At 46.2% G+C, this 24587-nt stretch carries 21 protein-coding genes; 19 read left to right on the top strand and 2 right to left on the bottom strand.

What is annotated here, in order from left to right; all coding sequences use genetic code 11:
* Window positions 1-21: 21 nt before the first annotated feature.
* The 3 genes from garR (at window position 22) to PUT07_RS20720 (ending at window position 3865) form a co-directional block, all read left to right on the top strand.
* Entirely contained in the window at window positions 22-903 is an 882-nt protein-coding gene (gene garR / locus PUT07_RS20730; RefSeq protein WP_274470305.1) for a 2-hydroxy-3-oxopropionate reductase, read from the top strand.
* Window positions 904-1265: 362 nt separating this feature from the next.
* Window positions 1266-2582 (top strand): MerR family transcriptional regulator, encoded by a 1317-nt coding sequence (locus PUT07_RS20725; protein WP_274470304.1) that lies wholly within the window; start codon window positions 1266-1268, stop codon window positions 2580-2582.
* Window positions 2583-2824: 242 nt separating this feature from the next.
* Window positions 2825-3865, top strand: a complete 1041-nt coding sequence (locus PUT07_RS20720) for a glycosyltransferase (RefSeq protein WP_274470302.1) — start codon at window positions 2825-2827, stop codon at window positions 3863-3865.
* A gap of 99 nt (window positions 3866-3964) precedes the next feature.
* On the opposite strand, the gene PUT07_RS20715 is transcribed toward PUT07_RS20720, so the two are convergent.
* Entirely contained in the window at window positions 3965-6115 is a 2151-nt protein-coding gene (locus PUT07_RS20715; protein WP_274470301.1) for a glycosyltransferase, read from the bottom strand.
* Window positions 6116-6320: 205 nt separating this feature from the next.
* Here PUT07_RS20715 and PUT07_RS20710 point away from each other — a divergent pair, with 205 nt between their 5' ends.
* From PUT07_RS20710 to PUT07_RS20660, 11 genes are all read left to right on the top strand, one after another.
* Window positions 6321-7346 (top strand): GHMP family kinase ATP-binding protein, encoded by a 1026-nt coding sequence (locus tag PUT07_RS20710; protein WP_274470300.1) that lies wholly within the window; start codon window positions 6321-6323, stop codon window positions 7344-7346.
* 2 nt (window positions 7347-7348) lie between these two features.
* Window positions 7349-7933 (top strand): D-sedoheptulose-7-phosphate isomerase, encoded by a 585-nt coding sequence (locus PUT07_RS20705; protein WP_274470299.1) that lies wholly within the window; start codon window positions 7349-7351, stop codon window positions 7931-7933.
* A gap of 4 nt (window positions 7934-7937) precedes the next feature.
* Window positions 7938-8642: a nucleotidyltransferase family protein gene (locus PUT07_RS20700; RefSeq protein ID WP_274470298.1), complete on the top strand. Its 705-nt coding sequence runs from the start codon at window positions 7938-7940 to the stop codon at window positions 8640-8642.
* Window positions 8639-9190 carry a D-glycero-alpha-D-manno-heptose-1,7-bisphosphate 7-phosphatase gene (locus PUT07_RS20695; protein ID WP_274470296.1) on the top strand — a complete coding sequence of 184 codons (552 nt, stop codon included), beginning with the start codon at window positions 8639-8641 and terminating at the stop codon, window positions 9188-9190. The genes PUT07_RS20700 and PUT07_RS20695 overlap by 4 nt, the downstream gene beginning before the upstream one ends.
* A gap of 613 nt (window positions 9191-9803) precedes the next feature.
* The gene (locus tag PUT07_RS20690; protein WP_274470295.1) at window positions 9804-11627 is read left to right on the top strand and encodes a cache domain-containing sensor histidine kinase; all 1824 of its coding nucleotides are present in this window, start codon (window positions 9804-9806) and stop codon (window positions 11625-11627) included.
* A 176-nt stretch (window positions 11628-11803) separates the two neighbouring features.
* A complete protein-coding gene (locus PUT07_RS20685) occupies window positions 11804-13120 on the top strand; it encodes an ABC transporter substrate-binding protein (protein ID WP_274470294.1) in 1317 nt (438 codons plus the stop codon).
* Between the two features lie 128 nt (window positions 13121-13248).
* Window positions 13249-14175, top strand: coding sequence for a carbohydrate ABC transporter permease (locus PUT07_RS20680; RefSeq protein ID WP_274470293.1), 927 nt, complete (start codon window positions 13249-13251; stop codon window positions 14173-14175).
* Between the two features lie 21 nt (window positions 14176-14196).
* Window positions 14197-15027 (top strand): carbohydrate ABC transporter permease, encoded by an 831-nt coding sequence (locus PUT07_RS20675; RefSeq protein WP_274470292.1) that lies wholly within the window; start codon window positions 14197-14199, stop codon window positions 15025-15027.
* A 165-nt stretch (window positions 15028-15192) separates the two neighbouring features.
* Window positions 15193-16653 (top strand): glycoside hydrolase family 32 protein, encoded by a 1461-nt coding sequence (locus tag PUT07_RS20670; RefSeq protein WP_274470291.1) that lies wholly within the window; start codon window positions 15193-15195, stop codon window positions 16651-16653.
* Between the two features lie 22 nt (window positions 16654-16675).
* Window positions 16676-18298 carry a response regulator gene (locus tag PUT07_RS20665; protein ID WP_274470290.1) on the top strand — a complete coding sequence of 541 codons (1623 nt, stop codon included), beginning with the start codon at window positions 16676-16678 and terminating at the stop codon, window positions 18296-18298.
* Between the two features lie 65 nt (window positions 18299-18363).
* Entirely contained in the window at window positions 18364-19326 is a 963-nt protein-coding gene (locus tag PUT07_RS20660) for a carbohydrate kinase family protein (protein ID WP_274470288.1), read from the top strand.
* A 440-nt stretch (window positions 19327-19766) separates the two neighbouring features.
* On the opposite strand, the gene PUT07_RS20655 is transcribed toward PUT07_RS20660, so the two are convergent.
* Entirely contained in the window at window positions 19767-20753 is a 987-nt protein-coding gene (locus tag PUT07_RS20655) for an alpha/beta hydrolase (RefSeq protein ID WP_274470287.1), read from the bottom strand.
* Between the two features lie 216 nt (window positions 20754-20969).
* Here PUT07_RS20655 and PUT07_RS20650 point away from each other — a divergent pair, with 216 nt between their 5' ends.
* From PUT07_RS20650 to PUT07_RS20630, 5 genes are all read left to right on the top strand, one after another.
* Entirely contained in the window at window positions 20970-21515 is a 546-nt protein-coding gene (locus PUT07_RS20650) for a TetR/AcrR family transcriptional regulator (protein ID WP_274470910.1), read from the top strand.
* A 112-nt stretch (window positions 21516-21627) separates the two neighbouring features.
* Window positions 21628-21879, top strand: a complete 252-nt coding sequence (locus tag PUT07_RS20645) for a hypothetical protein (protein WP_274470909.1) — start codon at window positions 21628-21630, stop codon at window positions 21877-21879.
* 27 nt (window positions 21880-21906) lie between these two features.
* Window positions 21907-22305: a sugar phosphate isomerase/epimerase family protein gene (locus tag PUT07_RS20640; RefSeq protein WP_274470286.1), complete on the top strand. Its 399-nt coding sequence runs from the start codon at window positions 21907-21909 to the stop codon at window positions 22303-22305.
* Window positions 22306-22359: 54 nt separating this feature from the next.
* The gene (locus tag PUT07_RS20635; RefSeq protein ID WP_274470285.1) at window positions 22360-22575 is read left to right on the top strand and encodes a hypothetical protein; all 216 of its coding nucleotides are present in this window, start codon (window positions 22360-22362) and stop codon (window positions 22573-22575) included.
* Between the two features lie 281 nt (window positions 22576-22856).
* Window positions 22857-24587: an extracellular solute-binding protein gene (locus PUT07_RS20630; protein ID WP_274470284.1), complete on the top strand. Its 1731-nt coding sequence runs from the start codon at window positions 22857-22859 to the stop codon at window positions 24585-24587.

Below are 24587 nucleotides of genomic sequence, written 5' to 3'. Positions count from 1 at the left end.
GGGAGATAGGAGGAACTTTCGATGAAGGTCGGATTTATTGGACTCGGTATTATGGGGAAGCCGATGAGCCTAAATTTAGTAAAAGCCGGTTATGAGCTGGTCGTTCTGGCAACGAACAAGGGTGCGGCGGAGCTCGTCGCATTGGGTGCAATGTCGGCTGATTCGCCTAAGGCCGTAGCGGAGCAATCGGATGTGGTGATCACGATGCTGCCGAATTCTCCACAGGTGAAGGAAGTGGCATTAGGCCCGAACGGTATTATCGAAGGGGCCAAGCCCGGCACCGTCCTGATTGATATGAGCTCGATTGCTCCTCTGACGAGTCAAGAGATTGCACAGCGACTAGGCGAGAAGGGAATAGAAATGCTGGATGCACCCGTCAGCGGCGGAGAGCCCAAGGCGATTGAAGGGACACTGTCGGTCATGGCGGGGGGCAAGCAGGAGATTTTCGACCAATGTTATGAGATTATGAAAGCGATGGCTGCCTCTGTGGTGCGCACCGGCGATATTGGGGCGGGCAACGTAACGAAGCTGGCGAATCAAATTATCGTGGCTCTGGGCATCGCAGCGATGTCCGAGGCATTCGTCCTAGCGAGCAAAGTCGGTGTTCAGCCGGAGTTGGTTTATCAGGCGATCCGAGGGGGACTTGCCGGCAGTACGGTGCTGGATGCCAAAGCTCCGCTGGTGATGGACCGCCAATTCGACCCAGGATTCCGGATCAATCTTCATATAAAGGACCTGCTCAACGTTCTCGAGACCTCTCATGAGGTCGGCGTTCCACTGCCGCTCACTGCTTCCGTTATGGAGATGATGCAGGCACTCAAGGTAGACGGATTGGGCGATTGTGATCACGGAAGCCTCATTCGATATTACGAGAAGCTTGCGAAGGTAGAAGTGAGCAGATGATGTTCAGAGTTGTTGAACAGGATGGAGACAAGCCTTGCTGATTATTGAAGCACCCGGTGAAGGAACGGTCGAAGCGCTTGTGAGCGATGCCGGAGGAGAATTGCTATCGGCGTCGGGATGGGAAGTTGAGCGAGGTAGGGTAGTGAGGGCCGGGACTCCGTAGGGGTTCCGGTTTTTGGTTTGCAGAATAATGGTGGAGGGCTGAAGGGGCATCACTAATCATTATATTACTATTGATGGTGGGATCGCATGAGGGGAGGAACTGCCCTTTTTTCATTGTCATAAATCCAATGTCCTGAATACAATGTTACAGCTATTGCCTAGCCTTATGAACATAAAAGAAAGGATGACAATAGATAACCATGAAAAGAACATACAAAGTCAACGAGATCGCCAGTAAAATTGGAAAAACACGGGCAACTGTAGTGGAATGGTCCAATCAATTTCGCGAATTTCTTCCGATCATAACGGCGGGCGGAGCCCTAAAGTACTCGGAAGAAGCTATTGAAATGTTTCAATTCATTTCTAAAATGAAGGAAGCTAATAAGTCAGTAAAGCTAATTAAAGAGGACTTACAAGAAATGCGCGAGAAGGCTGTTACCACACTGAATAAGGAAAGGAAATCTTCGCCACCGGAAACAAAATCCTTGCTGCCGACAAACCCATCTGTTCCAGACTCCCCAATACCTCTTCCTGCCAACAATTCCATCTCGGAGTTAAGTAAAGAAACAATGAACCTGCGACAATTGGTACAGCACCTTAGACAAAAAACGGAAACGAATAAAACGCCCGAGAAAGTAAAGGATGCTATCGACGATCGGAATCAAAAGGTGAGTATATCATCTGTTTCAGGCGTTAGTGCTTTATCACCTGGGGAGGTTACAGAGGTATCAGAGGAAGATCTGAAAGGTGTTATACTTACGTCAGTAAAGGAGCTGCTTAGTCAACAATACGAAGCTGTTTCCAAGGATGTATGGGAGCTGCGCAAACGTTATAATGCCCATTTTGAGGAAGTGGCGGGATTGAGCAGCGTATTCCAGGTTCTCGATAGAAAGGTAGCTGAGCTGTTCCAACAGGACATAACAAGCGAGGTTATTGCAACAATTGATTTACTGAACACTCAATTGGAGGATGCCTCATTAGAAGTAAAGGGATTGCACAACACGATCCAAACCATTCAACAGAAGATAAAAGTTTCGGAGCAAGAGCTTAAGGCTGAAATACTTATCGCCACAAAGGAATTACTTGACCAACAATCTGAAAACGTTATGCAGGGTGTAAAGGAACTGCGTAATGTGATTCAGTCTCACAGTAATAAGGTGAATGAAGCGTTGGAACAGAAGCTCCGTAGTGAGATGAAAGCTGTTTCAGAATCACTGATCCAACGAAATGACGCCTTATCTGACAAAGTAACCGAGCTGCGCAGCTTAATTCAAACAGCAGACTTACAAACCAAATGCACGGACGGAATTGCTGAAGAAGTTTCTGAAATGCGTGATGCGCTCCATTTGCTCACCCAAATCGTAAATGAGGAGTTAGAACAGAAGCTCAAAAGTAATATGACTAAAAAAGAAGAAGCACTAAACAAAAAATATGACGATATCCTTTTAAAACTGACAACACAGCAACAAGTACTCGACAGAATTGCTAAATTTTTAGGCTTTCAGGTCACGAATTAATCCTCCATCAGGCATAATTAATAGTGCTTTCCAGCAACTGGAAGGCACTATTATTTGTGCTTTTGCTGTCTCAGGCTGACTCGGTCTCAAGTGCTGGTTTGGGCCGGCAATAACTTAAGTGTAGTTATTCGTCCATTCATAGGCAGGGAGGGTTGAATATACTAACTTGGATTACAGGAATGGCAAAGTAAAAAGCACGTGATTCCCGAATCGTTTCAACCATACCACGAAGGAGGTCCTCAATGAAAAAAATTCTCCAGCAGGTAGCTAAAAAGGCCGTTAAAACGAATCGGAAACAAAAGCTGCGTAAGAGAATCCGCAGGAAAAATGGGATCAAAATGAAACGAACGCGGAGAACAATAAAATTCCGCAAGCGTCTGCTGCGAAAAGTAAGGAAACGTAGGGGAAGAAGAACAACTATACGACACACACCTCCAGCGAAGCAGCCTCTACCTGCCCCTATAGACGTGCCGTTAGTTTATGAACCTGTGGATGTTCCGCAAGCTACTTTATTAGAGACGAAGCCAAGACTTACGGTCATCACGCCGATATTGAATGAGGAAAAGTTCCTTCCGCTGTTTCTAGAAAGTGTTGCTTCCTACGCGGATGAAATTCTTATCTTAGATGTAGGTAGCACTGACGCCAGTATAAGAATAATCAATGATTGGGAAAAGCGCGCGAATATTCGGCTGTTCCATATGAAGCAGACGGGGTTGCCCTACTCCGATGATTGGAACGAGTCAGTTGTAAGGAATTTCCTTGTCGACCAAGCTGTTGGAGATTGGATTATGGCGATCGATGCCGATGAGATGATGGATGACGGCTTCCGTGATGCCTTGCCTCGTCTGATGGCCCAGAAAGAATCGGATGCGATCTCATTTCCGTGGGTACAATTCTGGATGAATCCTAAAACAATAAGAATAAATGCAGCGAATGACAATCACTGGTCTGTCAATAAATACCTCATGTGGCGCAATCATATTGGTATTCGATACGACGATGCGAAAAATCACTGCAAATTGCAGCTGTTCGGACGTTACATGTGGGAAATTCCCAATAAGGCCGAGCAAATTCCAGTCTACCATTACCATTATGCTTTCGCTTCCTGGGTTAAAGCAAACGATAACCGTCGTCGGGATGTCGATCAATTCTTAGGGAAACCGACGAATCGGATCGAATATGACATTTTGACGAAGCCTTTTACCGGGAAACATCCAGCAATTATGAAAAGATATTTTGCTGAAAAGAAAGAGAAAGGAAATATGAACGGTTCGAAGCGATGAGAAAACCTCTCTCCAGGCCATTCAAATTACATTCAATTGTAAAAAAAAAAGTGACTGAAAGTCGAAACCTTCAGTCACTTTTTTTGATTTTACCCGGAGCTATAAAGCTAACTTTATACATTCCAAGGCTCTTGATCTGGAGTAGTAAGTCTCCACGTACTGTTTACATTGTTCGGCTTTGTGCTCTAATAGACTGTTATTGTGGTATAACCGGATGATTTCTTCGGCGAATTCCTGAGGAGTGTTCTTGGGTTCAATCGATTGCCTGATATTCTGCAGTCCTTCGATCCCCGTACTAGTAGTAACTAACGGTGTCTGATGGCACATTGCTTCTATCGTTTTACCTTTCACGCCTGCTCCATAGCGAAGAGGAATAACGGCAATTTTAATGTTTCCATACAGCTCTTTAAGCTCATGGTCGGATACAAATCCTTTGACAATAATCCGATCCGATTGTAATCCTAGTACCTCCTGCGTAGGATGGGACCCGACGATGAACAATTGGATATCAGGAATGGATTGCTGCACGATAGGCAGGATATCACGGCAAAACCATAAAATACCGTCAGCGTTAGGAGTATGTTTGAAGCCGCCAACAAAGAGCAGACCGGAGCGTTCATTCCATGCCTTTATTTTCGGAACCGTTTGGTCAAAGTAATATGCCGGAAGCCATAGGGTACTTTTATTTGGAAAGTTCCCATCGATAATTCGTTTTTCCGAGTCACTGCAGGTCAGGATGGTATCTGCTTTGGTGAACAAGTCGAACTCCAGTCTTCTGATGTACTCTGACTCTTGAAGCAACCCGCGGTTTTTGTCCAGTCCGAACCGCTTCAGCTCACGGACGTAATGCAAGTCATGGCCATAGTACAGGATTTTAGCGCGGGTGTGGGCTTTGATTAGATCGATATATTTATGTGAAATATTAGGCCGGTTCAACAGGATATAATCAATGTAATCCTTGTGCTTAACGATCCAATACTCGTAATATCCGCGATCCTGTGTTCCGTAGATGATCTCGATACCGAGCTGTTCGAGTTCAGAGCCATAGGGTTCCAGTTTGGTGAAGTTGTCTGGAATAAACTTTACATTTAAGCCCATATCCACAAGCAGTTTCAGATACATAAACGTCGTTCGGCTGCCCGCATCTTGGTCGAAACTTGGAACACCGTAGTCAATGACCAAAATGGTTTTCTTATCCTTCGAGCGTTCCCTTGCCCAAAAGAGGTGTTCACCGTCGGCAAGATGATCCCGCTCGAGTACTTCCGCCCATTTTTCTCTAAATTTCTGTTGGTTAATCACCTGATATTTTTTAATTCCTGAGTTGAGGTCTGTGCCGTGGGATATTCCCTCGTAGTGCACGACAACAGATTTGGGTTGGAAAACGACCTTGTATCCGAGTTGTCTTGCTTGGAAGGCAATGTCCACATCCTCTGAGTAAGCAGGTGCGAAAAGCACGTCAAAACCGCCCATTTGATTCCATAAGTCCTTACGAATCATTAGCGATGCCCCGGAGATATAATCCACTTCCTTGACATAGTTGTACTCATGTTTGTTCGGGTTATCTAGACGACCGTAATTCCTTGCAAACCCGTTTTTAAAGACGATACCTCCGGCTTCCTGAAGTCTTCCGTCCGGATAGATCAACTTAGAGCCTACGATTCCGATATTTGGGTCATTTTCAGGTAAAGACAGCAGATGCTCCAACCAACCGGGAGTCACTTGGGTATCGTTATTTAAAAATAATACATACTTTCCTCTGGAGATCTCTGCCCCATGATTGCAGTTATGAAGAAATCCCCTCTTCACCTTATTACGGATGACAGTGACATGTTTGACGAATTGTCTGATATGAACTGTTAAGTCGTCTGAAATATCATCCACCACGATGATCTCGTAAGGGATTCCGCGGGTGTTCTCAACGATGGACACCAAGCATGGATAGGTAAAATCCCATTTGTTGTAAACAGGAATAATAATGCTGACCAATGGCTGGTCCCAGACCGGTACCAACAGCTTATTAATGTGTGGTAATCCTTTACGAATCCGACTACGTTTCAAGCGCCGGATCCGTTTGCGTTTATTAAGCTTCCCAACTTTCCCAGCTGACCGTTTTTTCCAACGGGCACGTGCGGATTTTCCACGTTTGAGCAACAGCCCCCGGCCAGCCGCTGTTTGTTTGCGTGTGCGAAGCTTACGTACGAGTGCAGACATAGCTGTCTTTCTCTTCTTTCTCCTAGCCGCTAGTTTCACCAAAACACCTCCTGGACGTATTTCATTATCACATACCTATACTATTCCCTCTGTAAAAGGTGTGAATGGGACAAACGTTTATTTCCAAATAGCAAGGAGGGTGGAAAATTTCCCGCCTTTACCATGCGTCCATACAAGTTGTCTTATCCGCACATATGCTGAATTGGTATAAGCAGATTGGACAATAAATGAACGGAGGAATCACATGATCATTAGATCTAAAGCTCCTTTAAGATTGGGGCTAGCCGGAGGAGGAACAGACGTCTCCCCTTATTGCGACTTATTCGGAGGATGCGTACTGAATGTGACGATTGATTTGTACGCCTATTGTACGATTGAGGCCAACGATGACGGTAAGCTTACTTTCGTCGCTTCGGATCTCAAAGAAGAGTTCCATTCGGACGCTCGTCGGGAGCTGGAGTTGGATGGTTGTCTAAGCTTGCATAAAGGCGTGTATAACCGGATTGTCAAACAGTTTATGCAAGACAAGCCGCTCTCTTTTCGGATGACAACCTATTCTGACGCTCCCGCAGGATCCGGTCTAGGTTCATCATCCACGATGGTGGTTGCCATGCTGAAAGCCTTCGTGGAATGGCTTAATCTGCCGCTCGGGGAATATGAAATTGCTCAGCTTGCCTATGAAATCGAACGTATTGATGTCGGTTGGGCCGGAGGAAGGCAGGATCAATATGCGGCCACCTTCGGCGGCTTCAACTTTATTGAGTTTCACGAGAATAATCGGGTTATTGTGAATCCGCTTCGGGTGAAAAACTGGATAATAAGTGAATTGGAAAGTTCGATGATTTTATATTACACAGGAGCATCAAGAGAATCTGCCGTGATCATTGACGAACAAGTGCGCAATACACTGGAGAAGAACCAATCGGCCCTGGAAGCGACCCATGAATTGAAAGCGGAGGCTTATGCCATAAAGGAATGTATATTAAAAGGTGAAATTAAAAAGTTTGCCGAGCACCTGGAGAAATCATGGAATGCCAAAAAAAAGATGGCCGCCTCTATAACGAACGATCGGATTGACTTCATATACAATTCGGCTATTACAGCCGGTGCCTATGCAGGCAAGGTATCCGGAGCCGGAGGAGGCGGATTTATGATGTTCATCGTGGATCCCGTCAAACGCATACAGGTCGTTCATCGACTGAACGAATTAGGGGGTAAAGTGTTTCAAGTCCATTTTACAAAGAACGGAACGCAAGGATGGAGGGCATAAATTTGAAGGCATATATGAGGAGCCATATATTACAGTCGATTGAGATTAAAAGAGCGATTGCTAAAGATAGTGCTTTATTGAGTTTAATAGAACAGGCAGCTAGAAAAATGATTGAGGTTTACCGAAAGGGAAATAAAATCATAATCGGCGGCAATGGAGGAAGTGCAGCAGATGCTCAGCATATTGCTGGCGAATTTGTCAGCCGTTTTTATTTCGATCGTCCTGGCCTGCCGTGCATCGCACTTACAACGGATACCTCCGTGCTTACTGCAATCGGAAACGACTACGGATATGAACAGTTGTTTGCACGACAAATTCAAGCTCTCGGCCAAACAGGAGACTTATTTATTGGCATTTCCACATCCGGCAACTCTCCCAATGTTTTGAGAGGTTTAGAAATGTCCCGAACTATGGGGATCACGACCATTGGTTTAACCGGTGAAACTGGAGGCAGCATGGCAGCTCTATGCGATATATGTATTCGTATCCCATCCCTAGAAACCCCCAGAATCCAAGAAGCGCACATTCTGATTGGCCATATTTTATGTGCAATAGTCGAAGAATCCATATTTGGCAAAGGATTTTAAGCATATGGAAGCAGTCATTTTAGCTGGCGGACTCGGGACTCGTTTGCGTGAGGTTATCTGGGATGTACCAAAACCGATGGCTCCCGTAGGGGGCAAACCGTTTCTTCGTTACATTATTGAACGATTGGAGATGCAAGGGGTTCGCAGTGTGGTACTCGCGGTAGGCTACAAACATGAAATCATAAGTTCCTATTTCGGCCACCGCTGCGGAGAAATAAGAATCGCATATTCGGTGGAAGAAGAACCGCTAGGAACCGGAGGGGCCCTTAAGAAGGCGATGGATCAGATCTCCGGCGAGCAGGTGCTGTTATTAAACGGAGACACGATGTTCCAAGTCGATATCCGGCAGCTGGTACAGTATCATCAAGACCGCGCTGCCGACTTGACGCTTTCACTTAAACCAATGAAGCGGTTTGACCGGTACGGTACCGTTATCGTAAGTTCGGACTATCGGGTTTATAGCTTTCAAGAGAAACGGATGTGTGAATCCGGCTTGATTAATGGTGGTGTATACGTAGCTCGTACCGATTTATGGGATCCATTCAAGCTCTCTGGCAAATTCTCATTTGAACAATTTCTAGAAAATCCCGGAGTACAGAAGCTTAACATGTATGGCTTCCCGAGTGAAGGATATTTTATCGATATCGGTATTCCGGAAGACTATGAACGAGCAAAATCCGAGCTTGTCACCGCAGGTGGAAACGCATGAGGCCGAAAGCGCTATTGCTCGATAGAGATGGTGTAATTAACATTGACAAATCGTATGTTTACAAAGTAGAGGATTTCGAGTTTAACGAGGGTATCTTCGAGAACCTTTTACGTTTTCAGCGAGCGGGGTTTTTGCTCATCATTGTGACCAATCAAGCAGGTATTGGGCGGGGATATTACACGGAGAAGGACTTTTGGGAGTTAACGGCATGGATGGTGAAGCAATTCGAGGCGCATGGTATCCGGATGGCCAAAGTATATTTTTGTCCCTATCATCCGGTACACGGCATCGGAGAATACAAACAAGACGCATTCTGTCGAAAGCCGAATCCGGGGATGATTTTACAAGCAATGCGGGAGTTCCAGCTGGATCTAGCCTCATCGGTGTTAATCGGTGATAAAGAGAGTGACATCGAAGCGGGTTTGCGGGCGGGAATCGGGACCACAATCTTGATTCGCGGCTGTGATGGAAGTTCGACTACTAAGGCTACGTTTACTGTAAGGCATATAGGAGAAGTCGCTGAGCATTTTTTTGAAAAATGCAAATAAAAACATTTTCATCATGAATACGCCATGAAAGGACCGTTACATCATCAGGCTGCCGAGTAATTCGGCAGCTTGTATTATTATTGTGCTGTCGGGTGACAAGAACATGGTTACATTAGAAATAGGTCTGATTATTACATCCAATTAACCGAATTTTTCTATAGGATTTGGTTTCATAATGGGATAATCTAAGAGGAGGCACTGACGATATTGTGGTCAGTGTCTCTTTGTACTCAACCTAAAGGAGTTGGCACCGTGCTTACTGACCGATTTCGCCCGATATCCTTCAAGGATATGAAGATTAAGCATAAGCTAATCGTCGTCATGATGCTCTTAATTATCTTATTTTGCAGCTTATTGGCAATGATCCAAATAAGGGGAACATTCAAGGGGAATGTTGGATTTTATGTACAAGACTGGAAGTGCTTGCCTGACGGCAGCTCTTTTTTGTTTATATATAGGGAATTTTACGTTGCTTCGTGTCCACAATGTCAAAAAGTATCGTCGCTACTTTTAAATTTTATATACCAATATTGATATAAGTGGTTGCGGGGCGGAGTTATTTTGACTATAGTCCAAGATAGGAAGATGGATAACGAAGCAAGGAGTGCGTGAAATGAAATCAGCCAGAATGTTGTACGCAAATTTAAGTTTGAGAGTACGATTAACTGCATCTTACATCGCACTGATCGTCGTTTCAATGACTGTTTTGGGCGTAGGTTATTATGTGAAGAGTTCGGAAGTTATTTTAAAGAATGCAAGCGGAACTTATTTGGGATTAGTGAAAAGCAGCAATCAATCCTTGGATGCGAAGTTTGCGAGCGTCGAGCAGAGCGCGATCAACATGCATCTGGATGAAGATCTATTCGAATTGTTTAACACGACCGATTTGCAAAAGAAATATCTCGATTATGAAAACGATAGAAAAGTAACCAGGGTCCTGCAGAAATATTTTCCAACATCGGAAGATGTATATTCGGTCAATTTGGCAACGAAAAATTACACATTTGGAGGGAATCCCAATTTCTGGATCCCGAAAAAAGATTTCTCCGCTTCTGATATTTACCAGATTGGGATGAGCTCCATAGATCGCACTTTATGGGTACCAACGTATAATTTACTTGAAAAATTTTACGCCTCCTCTGCGGTATCCAGCACGAAGGACCAGTATGTATTTACAGCCACCAGGCTGATTAACTTATCGCATGTCTCTAATAACTTGCTGCGGTCTATGGATAAAGCTGCAGAAAGGCCGATTCTTCTCGTTAATTTTCAGGAATCCATGATTAGCAGAGCTTTTAAGGAAAGTCTCGTTGTGAAGGATTCTTATTACTACGTCATGACTAAAAACCAAGAGGTCGTTTCAACGTCTAATCGTGCCGATTCTGGGCTTGTTAGCCAGGCATGGATCAACAGTGCCATCGCGAGAAAGAGCGGTACCGAATTTATACAAGTCGATGGGAAAAAGATGGTCGTCTGTTTTGATGTGATTGCGACAACAGGCTGGTTGTCTGCTGTATTTATCCCGTATGACAATCTATTAAAAACGATGCCCAATATGTTCAGTTATACGCTTTACTCCACCCTATTGGTTATCGGCTTATCTATTTTCCTAGCCTCATTCTTTTCAAGCCGAATTACCATGCCGCTTAAGAAGTTGATGTGGGGAATTAAACAGATTGGGGAAGGGAATTTCAATACGAGGATTGAAACTTACGGCACTAGCGAAGTCAATCTCATCATCCATAAATTTAATCAAATGAATGATAAGATCCAGGTATTGATCGAGGAGAATTATGAGACTCATCTAAAGGAGATGGAGGCTGAGTTGAAGGCTCTTAATTTCCAATTCAATCCGCATTTTCTTTATAATACGCTCAACATTATCAATTATTTAGCGATCGAAAATAAGCAGACAGTGATCAGCAATATGCTGGTGGAGCTATCAGAGATGCTGGAATATACGGCTAAAAAGTCAGGTGAAGTGGCTTTCAGCGAAGATGTGAAATATTTGCAAAACTACGATTATATTATGAGGCAGCGGTTTGAAGATAAATTTCAAATCGATTATCAGATCGATCCGGACTTATACCGTTACACGGTGCCCAAATTTTTCTTGCAGCCCTTCATGGAGAATGCACTGATCCATGCTTTGGAGGATAAGGAAACAGGCGGGTGGATCCGGGTAAGCGGGCGGATTGAAGATACAACCAGAGTGTTTACCATTGAAGACAACGGGAAAGGCATGGATCCGGATACGCTTATGAACGTGCTGGCGACCCTGGACGATCCCGTCAGCATGAGCAAATCGATCGGTATTGCTAATGTGAACAAGCGGGTTAAGCTCATCTATGGCACTCAGTACGGTGTAAGAATCGAATCTCAAGGTAATAAAGGTACTAGAATAACCATTACTTTACCTCTACCAATTACCTCATAATGATAGGAAAATAGACCTTCCACCGTTACGACGGTGGATTTTTTCAAAATGAAAATCATTAATGTAAGGGTTTTCGGTACAAAAGTCCACCTTTTTACGTTTTTTAGAGTAGGATCGAATGAATGATCACGATATGATGAAAGCGTAAACAAGATTACGTTCATGGAGGGGTTTAAATGAAAGAAGGAAAAAAAGGGCTGCTAACCGTCACTGGTTTACTCACTGTCTCCCTGCTTGCGGGATGTTCCGCAGATGGACCGACGAACGCAAGCGAGACTGCCGGGAACAATGGCCAGGGTGCCCAAAAGGAAGTGGAAATTTCCTACTGGAGACCGCAGGCGAGCGGACCGGAAGACGATTTCTACGTGAGACGAGTGGATGAGTTCAATAAGGCATACCAAGGGAAAATCAAGCTGAAAATGGAGCCGATTACAAGAGGCAACTCATTTGCCTATGAAGATAAAATTAATGCGGCTGTAGCTTCTCATACACTTCCGGACGTGCTTTCCATGGACGGTCCGAATGTCGCGAACTATGCAGCGTCTCAGATCGTCATCCCTCTGGATGACTATTATACCAAGGACGATCTGAACGACTTCGTTCCGTCCATCATTCAGCAGGGGACCTATAAAGATAAATTTTATGCCGCTGGCCTAGCCGAATCTTCTGTTGTTTTGTTCTACAACAAGAAGATTATGAAGCAGTACGGCATTGAACCTCCCACGAATATCAAGGATGCCTGGACTTGGGATCAGTGGTACGACGTGATGAAGAAGACAGCGCAGAACGATGTATTCGGCACGAACATGATTAATGACAAAGGCGAATGGATGACGTACGCTTTCGAGCAAATGTGGATTTCAGCAGGAACGGACATTGTGAATAAAGAAGGCACAACAGCGGTGGGATGGGTGAACAGCGATAAGGGACTCGCAGCTGCTAACTTCCTGCAAAAGCTGGCCAAAGAAAAATTGTTTAACATCGATCCGAAGCCTACCGAGTTCGAAGAAGGCAAGGCAGCGACCAAGTTGGGCGGACCGTGGAACATTCCAGGCTTCAAGAATTATCCGAATTTGGAATGGGGGATTACCTATTTCCCTCGGAAAGCTGACGGCATCGTAACTTCTCCATCAGGCAGTTGGGCTATCGGCGTATCTACCGACAGCAAGCATCCGAAGGAAGCGGCGGAAGTGGTGAAGTGGATGACGAATAAAGACAGCTCCGCGCAGCTGGCCAAGGCTATCAGCATGCCGGCCAGCAGGAAATCGGCTTATGACAGTCTGCCGGAATATAACGATCTTCCTCTGCGGATCATTAAGGAGCAGGTGACGACGGTATCCCATGCAAGACCTGTAACGCCGGCCTATCCAGTGCTGACGCAAAAGTTCGCTGAAGCGTTAACAGACATTATGATGGGAGCCGATGTGAAGAAATCGTTGGATAACGTAGCTTCTTCTTATGATGAAGAATATAAGCGGAACTTTAACAACTAATCCTAGGCAGGATAACGCGGAAAGCGGCATCAGGATATGCTCGATTATTATCCTGTTGCCGTTCCACGCGGTCATTTGAAAGGTATTGGAAGTTCTTGGATTTACCGGAAAGGAGTGATGAGTGATCCATGCAGAACATTCGTACACAAATTCATACAAGCACAAAGTCTAAAGTGACATCCATCGGTCTTCAGAAGCGAAGAGAGTCTATCACGGGGGTAACCTTTATTCTGCCTGCCGTGGTTCTGCTGATTGCGTTCCTGCTGCTGCCTTTTTTGCTGGCGGTGGTGTTCGGATTCACCAAATTCAACTTATTGCGGCCAGATCAGATTAAATTTAGCGGTTTGGATAATTACATGATCCTTTTTAAGGATAAGCTCTTTTATAAATCGTTGTATAACACGATGTATTTCACGGTCGTCGTCGTTCCTATCCAATCAGCGGTAGCGCTGCTGCTGGCCTTGTTAGTCAACAATCAACTTAAGCTGCGAAATGTATTTCGAATTGCTTACTTCAGCCCGGTTATTACCTCCATGACGGTCATCGCTATTTTGTGGATTTCCCTGTATAACCCGAATGAGGGATTGATCAATTCCACCTTGCATCTGTTCGGCATACCGAAGCAGCCCTTCTTGCGAAGCGCGGATCAGGCGATGAATGCCATCATTATCATGTCTGTATGGCAAGCTGCGGGATATCAGATGATGATTTTTCTTGCGGGCCTTCAGAGTATTCCGAAAGATTTGTATGAAGCCTCCGCCATGGATGGCGCGAATAAGTTCCAACAGCTCAAATTCATTACGATTCCAAGCTTGTACAATGTCATTGTATTCGTTCTGACGATTACGACGATTCAAGCGGTGAAGCTGTTCACGCAACCTTATGTGATGACGAACGGCGGACCGGAGAATTCGACCAGAACGCTTGCGCTGCTCATTTACCAGCAAGGGTTCCAATTCAGGAATGCGGGTTATGCATCGGCCGTATCCGTGATTTTCTTCCTGATTGTAGTCGTGATTTCTTTTTCTATGAAGAAATTTTTGAAAGACAGATGATATTCGGAAGGAGATGAGCTCATGGCTGATCGCAAGATTAAAATTTTCATCTACGCAGCTAATAGTATCGTGTCGCTGCTCTTTATTATTCCCCTGCTCTGGATGGTCGTTTCATCACTCAAACCGGAAAATCAAATTTTCGCGGATCTAGGCTCGATCAAGTCTTTACTTCCTACGAATATAACATTTGATAACTATATAAAAGCTTTCAACCGGATTCCTATGATGAAATATTTATTTAACAGTTTGTTCTATGTCACGGTTATCGGCATAAGCGGCTTAGGGGTAAATTCGCTCTGCGGATATGCGCTGGCCAAGCTCAATTTTAAAGGGAAAAGCGTTGTTCTTACTGCCATTATTGCGCTGATGATCGTCCCGTTTGAAAGTATTGTGATGCCGCTCTACTTCGTTGTCAACGGCTTGAGCTGGGTGAACACCTGGATGGCGCTCATCGTTCCGTTCATTGCGAACTGCTTTAGCATTTTCATGTTTCGCCAGTTTTTTATGGATATCCCGAACGAACTGCTGGAATCGGCGGCGATGGATGGCTCCTCGCCTTTGAAGACGTTTCTGAAAATTGTCGTTCCGCTCTCGGGACCCGTCTTTACTACGGTTTTCATTCTGGACTTTATTTCCCATTGGGGGGATTTTATGTGGCCTATTCTCGTGACCACAGGCGAATCCTTGAGGAACATACAGCTCGGCATCCAAACGTTCTTTACACTCCCGCCTATTTTCTACGGACAAATCATGGCGACGCTTACGTTCACCACCTTGCCCATTGTCCTCATTTTTTTGCTTCTCCAAAAGTACTATGTACAGGGGATCACCAGCACCGGAATTAAAGGATAACTTGCCGCGTTGATGTAAGAGTATCGTTTCGCAAGTTACGACCAGCCTTTTCCCACCCCCTAAATGAGAGAGCTCTATTGAGTTAACAAGAAACGCGCTTGGGCGTTGATGTGATGCCGCCGAAGCCGGGTAACGGCTTAATTTAGAAAGAATTGAGGGAAGCATATGTCTACAGATTTATATAGACCCAGGTTTCATTTTACTCCGCAGCACAACTGGATGAACGATCCGAACGGTCTTGTTTATTTTGAGGGAGAGTACCACTTGTTCTACCAGTATCATCCCCACGGAATGACATGGGGACCCATGCATTGGGGGCATGCCGTTAGCAAGGACTTAGTTTCTTGGGAGCATCTGCCGATCGCATTGGAACCGGATGAGCATGGTCAAATATTTTCCGGAAGCGCGGTGGTGGATTGGCACGATACGACAGGGTTCTTCGGGGGAACGCCGGGGCTAGTCGCGATTTTCACCCATCATGATAAAGAGCCGGGCAGCGAGCTGGCACGGGAACGTCAAAGCTTGGCATACAGCACGGATTCCGGGAGAACCTGGAGTAAGTACAGCGGTAATCCCGTGCTTGCCGATTCGCGATTCCCGGATTTTCGCGATCCGAAGGTGTTCTGGCACAGGCCGACAAGCCGCTGGATCATGGTTCTCGCCTCCGGGCAGACGGTAAGCATCTACCATTCTCCCAACCTGAAGGATTGGAGCTTTGCCAGTCAGTTCGGAGAGGGAGAGGGGGATCATAGCGGCGTATGGGAATGTCCCGACTTATTCGAGCTGCCGGTGGATGGCGACCCATCCATAACGAAGTGGATCATGTTCGTCAGCATCGGCAATTCCCCAGAATATGCCGAAGGTTCCAGAACGCAGTATTTTGTCGGAGAATTCGACGGTACTGCCTTCAAGAACGATGCTGAGCCGGGGGCGGTGCAATGGTTGGATGCCGGCCGGGACAACTACGCTGGAGTCAGCTGGTCGGACATTCCCGGACAGGACGGACGCCGCATTTATATCGGTTGGATGAGCAACTGGAAGTACGCCAATCTGACACCGACAGAAGGATGGCGCAGCACGATGACCTTGCCTCGAACGCTCGAACTGGCTAGCAGCGGGAATCAAGTAGTGTTGATTCAAAAGCCGGTCGCCGAGCTGCAGCGGTTGAAAGAAGAAGCTTATACGTGGCAGAACATAGAGATAGAGCCGGGAACCAATCTGCTATCTGCGGTTTCCATGTCTTTTTATGAATTGGAAGCGGAATTTGAACTGCAAACGGCCTCGGAATTCGGATTCAAGATCCGCGCGTCGGAATCGTACGAAACCGTTGTGGGATACGTTCCGGCAAAACGGGAGGTCTTCGTGGATCGGTCCCGGTCGGGAAATACTGGTTTTCATGCCGATTTCCCCGGCAGACATGTGGTGCAGGTATTGCCGAGGCATGGTAGAATCAAGCTGATTGTATGGGTGGATGCTTGCTCTGTTGAGGTGTTCGCCGGTGGAGGCGCAACTGTCATTACGGATCTGGTCTTTCCGGCAGAAGGTCAGAGCGGCGTTGAAGTGTACGCGGTTCAGGGAACGGTAAAGCTCGTCTCACTTTCACTGTCACCAGTGGCGAGCAAATAGGCACAAAGGGCAGGTGGCTTGTATGCAGAACATATTGGTTGTAGATGATGAGGCCATACAACGCAGAGTGCTGGCCAAGATGATCAGGGAAGCTAGACCTCATTGTCATGTGCTGGAAGCCAAGAACGGGAAAGACGCTTTGGAAGTCATTCGCACGAATCCAATCGATATCGTGTTTACGGATATTAAAATGCCGGTACTGGATGGGTTGGAGATGATTGAGCAGATGAATGCGTCCGCCCATCCGGTTAAGGTTATCATTCTTAGCGGCTACCGGCATTTCGAATACGCGCAGAAGGCCATTCGGTTGGGTGCTTTCGATTACTTGGTCAAGCCGATTAAAGAAAAGAGCATCACCCACATTCTGGACAAAGCTGAGGGCAGTATTACAAGAGAGAAAACGAATCAACTTGAAAAAGAACAAATTAAACAGCAACTGGATCAGACGTTGTCGGTTTATTGGGAACAGCTTCTGAACGATTGGATAACGGAAGGTGTGTCTGAAACGAAGGGGGCGGAAATTCGCAGACAATTTTCACTTGAAGCTCAGGGTATTGTTGTGACGGCCAAAATTGAAGGAGACGGGATTCCAGCAACGTCATGGGACAGTGGAAGTTGCATGAAAAGCGCACTGCTTGAGCAAATGGAGTCCGCAGTTGTAAACAGTGGGGCGTCCGTATCCTTCTACTCCCGAGAGGATAAGAGACTGCTGCTCACGGTGCTAACCTTTCCCAATCTATCGGCATGCAACATGGCAGAATTGGAAAGCGTGTTGAAGGAGTTCGCATTCCAAGGCTCGCAGCAATTCGGCATCTCCCTCACCATTGGTGTCGGTCAGATGTGCAGCCATGTATTCGAAGAAGCAAAGCAATCATGCGAAGAGGCGCTGACGGCTGCTTCTTTTCGTTATTTTCTGCATGATAGGACGGTTTTTCCGTATTCGGAGATCAGCCGGCTTATTCGCTCCGTACACTATAATTTTGGCAAAGAAGAAGAGTTGTTCAAGGAATCGATCCGAAAAGGGTTAATTGGACAGCTGATGAATCAGGTGGATGAATGGTTCACCGGGATACTCCAGGGCGGGCTTCCTCAACCGGAGCAGTGGATTAGGATCGTCCAGCGGATGATATCCAGTGTTGCCGTAGTCATGAGGGATTTTGTCTCTGAACAGGACTACAAGGACATTGTGATGGGAGCCGAAAGCCAACTTTTTGTAAGCGGCAATTACGAAATATGCAAAGAAGGCTTCATGAACCTGCTGCTAAATTGGATGGATATGATTCAGAAGAGCCGATCTAGGAAGCATGAGTCTGTCGTAGAGGCGTGTCTACAATATGTGGAGGCGCATTATATGGAAGATTTGTCTCTAGATACAGTAGCGGCAAGTTTGTTCTTTAGCCCGAACTATTTGACGCTCATGTTCAAACAGCATTTGGGGACAACTTTTAGCAAATATTTATCCGAGTTCCGGATGAAGAAGGCGCTAGAACTGCTGCAAAATAGTGATTTGAGAGTGTACGAGATCGCCCCGCGCACCGGATTTAAGGATGATAAATATTTTTATAGGGTGTTTAAAAACAAGTTCGGGATAACGCCTGATGAATATCGCAGAAACAATCATTTGCAGCACATGTCAAACTTTTGATATGTTTTGCAGTCTTTTTTATCATGGACGTAGCTTGTGATTGCAAGAGAACGAGGAGGAATATCATGAGAACGATGTATACGATAGGCGAAGCGCTGATCGATTTTATTCCTGCTGAAACAGGCGTAGCGCTCAAAGAGGTTAGCAGCTTCGGCAAAGCGGCGGGAGGCGCTCCGGCCAATGTAGCCTGCACCGTGGCCAAACTGGGGGGGCGAAGCTTTTTTATCGGGAAGCTGGGGGAGGATGCCTTCGGTGATTTTCTGGTTGATACTATGAACCAGGTGGGTGTAGACACGCGCTATTTGTCGCGAACGTCTCAAGCGAATACCGCTCTTGCCTTTGTCAGCCTGCAGGCTGACGGCAGCCGTGACTTCTCCTTCTACCGCAAGCCGAGCGCGGACATGCTATTGGATGAGATCGATATCGATGCCTGCAGTTTCGACAGCGGTAGCATGCTTCATTACTGTTCCGTGGATTTGATTGAAGCACCGGTCAAATATGCGCACATTCGCGCCATTGAAGCAGTAAAGAGCAAGGATGGGTTCATTAGCTTTGACCCTAATGTTAGGCTACCTTTATGGAACAGCCCGGAAGAGTGCCGCCGGACAATTCTGGAGTTCATCCCTCGCAGTCATTTGATTAAGATCAGCGATGAGGAATTAACATTTATTACGGGGATTGAGGATGAAACACAAGCGATTGCCTCTTTATTTAGGGGTGATGTAACAAGCGTGCTGTTTACACGCGGTTCGAAGGGCGCATCGTGGTTCACAGCAGTCGGCAGTGTGTCCGTATCGGGACATGCTGTTAAAGCGGTGGATACAACCGGAGCAGGTGATTCGTTCATCGGGGCGCTGCTGTACCAGCTGAGCCTAGCTTCTGGCGATATTCGCAGTCTTGCGGAAGTGGATATGAAGAACATGCTTGCCTTCGCTAATGCGGCGGCAGCTTTGACCACGACAAGGCGTGGAGCGATTCCTTCTTTGCCCGCCTTGGATGAAGTTGTCCAGTTTAGGAACGGAGAATAGAAAAGCTGTCGAAGGAAACCTATGGAAGATTGAATTAGATCATTCGCAGGAATTCTAGCGGGTTAACACGTATTGAAATATGCTAAGCCGATCAACAGCCGTCGCTGTGAGCGGCTTTTCAATTCATGAGATGGTACAGATCACAAATCATTGAGCTAACGTTGAACGATAGTGCAAAAACAAGGGACAGATCGCCGACACAGGCAACTGTCCCTTGTTTCATTGAAACGATCGAGAGGCTCCCCTTCAGCTACGAATTGATAGGATTACTCGGTCTGTTTCCACCGGGAAGCCTCTCACGCTAGTTATGCTAGAGGGTAGGACATGCATTCCGGTATGTCCGTTAGCGTCACGATTCTCGTGTTCAATCCATTCCTAACCCCATGATCGTAATGCCTTCTGCATTAAACACTTCATCACTGTTCCGAGACAAATCTGTCTTAAACCAAGCTGGATTGGGAGAGATTTGTACGAAAAAACTCCGCGAGCTTCGAAACCGAAATCGTTACGTACTGGTCTTTGTCGTAAGTATCGACATGGGTGGTGCCATCTATCCAGAACAGTTCCTTTGGCTCTTTTGCGTTCGCGATGGCTTCGGTCGTCATCCACGACGTGACCGCTTGATTTCCGGCGATCATGAGGAGCGGACGAGGAGATATCTGGTCAATGAACCGGAACGCTTCAAAATAGGCGATTCGGTCTATACTGTTCCAGGTAAAGAACTTAGCCGAGCGTGGGTGCTGCGCACGGTCGGTGCAGTAGTATTCCCATCCCTCGAAGGCGTGCAAATCACCTATTGCGCGAGCTTGGTCTTCGGTCTCAGGGAAGATCGGAAACACGCCGATTCCTTCTCCGCGGGCTTCCGAAGTACGAGCCTGCGCCGCAGCATCGAGCATGCTCCTGAAAACGGCAGGGTCCTGCTTGCCGTCACTTCCTTTACGGAATTGAAGATGGATGTCTGCCGCGCTAACAGTGGCAACGGCCTTAATGCGGTGATCGGTAACCGTAGCCGGAATAACGTAACCGCCGGAGGCGCAGATGCCAAGCGCGCCGATGCGCTCCGGGTCGACCTCGTTGCGTGTACTAAGGAACGAGACGGCGGCTTTGAAGTCCTCCACTCTATGGGCGGGATCCTCCAACCCCCTTGGCACGCCTCCGCTTTCTCCCTGATAGGCTGCATCAAAGGTAAGTGTAATGAGGCCTTGTTCGGCAAGCCGTTTGGCGTAGAGTCCAGCGCTCTGCTCCTTTACGGCGGTCCCGGGATGGCCGACGACGATCGCAGGGCGTGGACCGCCAGCTACTCCTTTTGGGGTGTATAGATGGCCGGCGATCTTTACTCCAGCACTCTCGAAGGTGACGTCCATTTTCATATAATTTTGCATTTTTAATTCCTCCAATTTATTTTGTTTGATCTTGCGAATTATCACTCAGCGTAAACTCCATAGTGGTGTGCGCCCAATGGCAGCGTCCCCCTTTTTTATAAATTGACACTTGTTCATTAATGTATATTGATACATTTTCGAACATGTATATAATTATATTCAGGTACGGAAGAACCACAATTGTTAGATCAACGCAATTTGTTAATTAGTGAACAAAGGTTTGAACATTGTTTATTATTTCTTGAAAGTCAGGTGAATTTGATGTCTAAAGTGGATCGAAGAATAGGTAAAACGCAGGAAGCAATCAAAAACGCGGTTATAGATTTGATGTCTGAAAAGAATTTCGACGAGATTACGATTCGAGACATATCCGACAGGGCCAATGTGAGTAGGGGGACCATTTACCTTCATTATTTAGACAAATATGATTTACTAGATAAGCTTGTTGAGTCGCATATCAATGAGCTCCGCGAAATTTGCATAATGGGAGCAGATCTAGACTATTTTAGCGGCTCACCGCTATGGACCGAATATTTCGAACGGAATTATTCTTTCTTTTCGTTCATGCTAGCGAGTAAAGGAGCTCCTTTCTTTCGCACAAGGTTCCTTGACTTTCTTATCGAACAATTTAAGCAAGAGGTAGACGTCGCCGAAGGGAAAAACCAGGGATTAAAAGATGAGTTAATTGTGAGGTTTGTAGCATCCGCATTCGTCGGGGTTGTGGAGTGGTGGTTTACTAATAATAAGCCGATCCCGCATCATGTCTTAGCTGAACATCTCGGGTTATTGTTTGAGAGGAATTTGTAAGCTAACAGAACGTTAGTTTAAAGATGTAATCAAATTGAAATATTATTTTCATTCTGTCTTAATGAATTAAGCCTATAGAGCAGGTTATCAGAAACTATTCACGGTTCGAGCCATAGACTCGGAGGGCACACCTGTATTTCGCGATAGCTCAAAGGTCATTTTCCATGTTGCCGGGCCGGCGGAAATTATCGCGGTAGATAATGGAGATCTTTGTTCAAGTGAGTCTTACGACACGAATTGGATGCATATGTACCGAGGCTGTGTCAGCACGGTCATCCGATTGACGGGGGAAACAGGACGTGTAGTGTTGTCGGCATCCTCTGAGGGAATGTATTCGGCTCAGTCGGTCATTGAGGTTGTTTAGAGGCCATCTGTTCAGAAAGGAGAACGTATGAAGCTTTCGGTATGTATGGATTCGCTATTCAAAGGATGGGATCTAGGGGATGCATTGCAGGTAGTTCAAGCCAATGGGATCGGGGCCTTTGAGTTCTGGAATTGGAAAACGAAGGACATCGGCAGGCTTGAAGCTGAAATGAAAAGCCGCTCGCTCACACTCTCAGCATTCTGCACGAATGGCGGTACGCTTGTATCCAAGGAGGCTCACCGAGCCTATGTGGAAGGGATCAAGGATGCGGCCCAGATCTCAAAGCGCTTGGGATGTTCCACGCTAATCACGACAGCAGGTGCTGAGCAGCCGGGTGTGGAGCGTGAGAGCCAGCTTGAACATATTGTAGCTGGCTTGCGCTGGCCGCACCTATCGTGGAAGATGCAGGCATTACCCTGGTGCTGAAGCCGCTGAATACACGAATCGATCATCCCGGTCACTTTCTATCACATTCCGACGATGCTGGAGCGGCTCCCGGATATCGGACATATTCATGCTGCCGGATACCCTGGTCGCCATGAACTGCAAATCGGTGATATAGCGTATGAAGACGTGTTTGCAGAGCTGCGCTCTGCAGGATATACGGACTACGTCGGTCTGGAGTATGTGCCTTCGATCGAGCATGATTTAGGCTTGGCATATGCGAAGGGACTATGTAACGGTTTCAACACTTAGTTTTGATTGTGTAACAAGACTGGAAGAGCATGCCTGACGGCGGCACTTTTTTTTGTTCTATGAAGGATTTCATTCCTTTTCAACGATTTTCGTAACAGGCGAAGCGGGTTGGTGTATTTTCGGAGAGAAATTACGCTATGTTTGCGCTTACAAAATGACAACAACAGGTAAGTAAAGTAAAGAGTTGCACATTGCTGGCTTCTTTTATGGATTTTATAATGAGTACATAACACAGCAGCATCGCTGTGAGGGATTATAAAACCAGGAACTGGGGGATGTTCATGAAACAAAGAAAGCATAAAGTGAAAGCGTTATCCATTTCGTTCTTAGTCATTTCTACTTTCTTAGCTGCATGCAGTAACCAGGATGAACCGGCGGCCGGACAGAAAGAGGCTGCAAAAGATGCGGTAAGCACGGCGGGGACAAGCGATGTGAAAGCTACAAATGCGGACCCACTTGGCAAGTATGATCCGCCAATCGATGTATCTTTCGTGCGTAATCTCAGTGATGTTGTAGAAAATAATGTACTAGGTGTGCTTAAAGGTGAAACGTTCGAGGATAACCGCTGGAGTCGTTTATATAAGGATCAGTTGGGCATCAATATTAAAAACAGTTGGGTCGTCAAGGGGAACGATACCTCGGAGCAATATGTACAAAAGTTAAATGTAACGTTAGCTTCCGGTGATTTGCCTGACGTTATTCCTGTCAATGCAACGCAATTGAAGCAATTAGCTGACTCTGAACAAATTGAAGATATGACGGCCTTGTACGAGAAGTACGCTTCTCCGTTAACCAAACAAATTTTATCGCAGGAGGGCAGCAGTCCATTCGATGCAGTTACCATTGACGGCAAATTGATGGCGATCCCACAGGTCGATTCTTCACTCGAACGCGCGATGTTTATTTGGATTCGTACGGATTGGCTGCAGAAAGTAGGCTTACAGCCTCCGAAAACAATGGCTGATGTGCAGGCGATATCCAAAGCATTTGCAGAAAACGATCCGGATGGCAATGGAAAAAAAGATACATTTGGGCTCGGTTTAACCAAAACCTTATGGGGCGGAGCCATGGGATTGGAAGGATTCATGGCCGGCTACAAGGCGTATCCGAATATGTGGTTGACGGATGCATCCGGTAAGCTGGTTTATGGAGGCATTCAGCCAGAAGTCAAGAAAGCGCTTCAATCGCTTCAGATCATGTTCAAAAACGGTGAATTGGACCAAGAGTTCGGTACCAAGGATGGAGGCAAAGTATCCGAGCAAATCGCCTCCGGAAAGATTGGGATGGAATACGGCGAACAGTGGAATTCCATCTGGCCATTGCAATTAAACAAGAACAATGAGCCTAATTCACAATGGCGCGCATTTCCGATTGTTTCAGAATCCGGCGATACGCCGAAGGTTCCTCTGAAATTCAGTACGACCAAATTCTTCGCGGTTAAAAAGGGGTTCAAGCATCCTGAAGCAGTCATCAAATTGTTTAATCTTCATCTGGAGAAAAACTTCGGCGCAACGGCGGAGTTTGACAAATATTACGCACCTCCGGAAGCGGAAAGCGTGTGGCAGCTGTCTCCGGTCACACCAGCTCCGGTTAAAAAGAACGTAGAAGCATTTAGAGCGATCGATGCAGCCCGTAAAGCTGGAGATTTCTCCTCTTTGAAAGGGGAAGCCAAAACCATTCAAAGTAAACTGGATGCCTATAAGTCAGCAACGAAGGAAGGATTCGCATTATGGGGTTGGGAGCGGATTTACGGTCCGGAAGGCTCCGAGGGGATCGTTGATCAGTACGATAAAAACAATCAGTTCCTGATGGATAAATTTGTCGGAGCACCTACACCTACAATGGTTGAACGTAAGTCAACTTTGGAAAAGTTAATGAATGAAACGTACACCAAAATCATTATGGGCGGATCTGTCGATGAATTTGACAAATTTGTGAAAGATTGGGCCAAATTAGGCGGAGATCAGATTACGAAAGAAGTAAATGACTGGTATGTGAAAACGAAGAAGTAG

The organism is Paenibacillus sp. MAHUQ-63 (genome assembly GCF_028765165.1).
Classification (GTDB): Bacteria; Bacillota; Bacilli; order Paenibacillales; family NBRC-103111; genus Paenibacillus_E.
The sequence above is the reverse complement of the archived record's forward strand: the minus strand, read 5'-3'. Positions and strand labels throughout refer to the sequence as shown.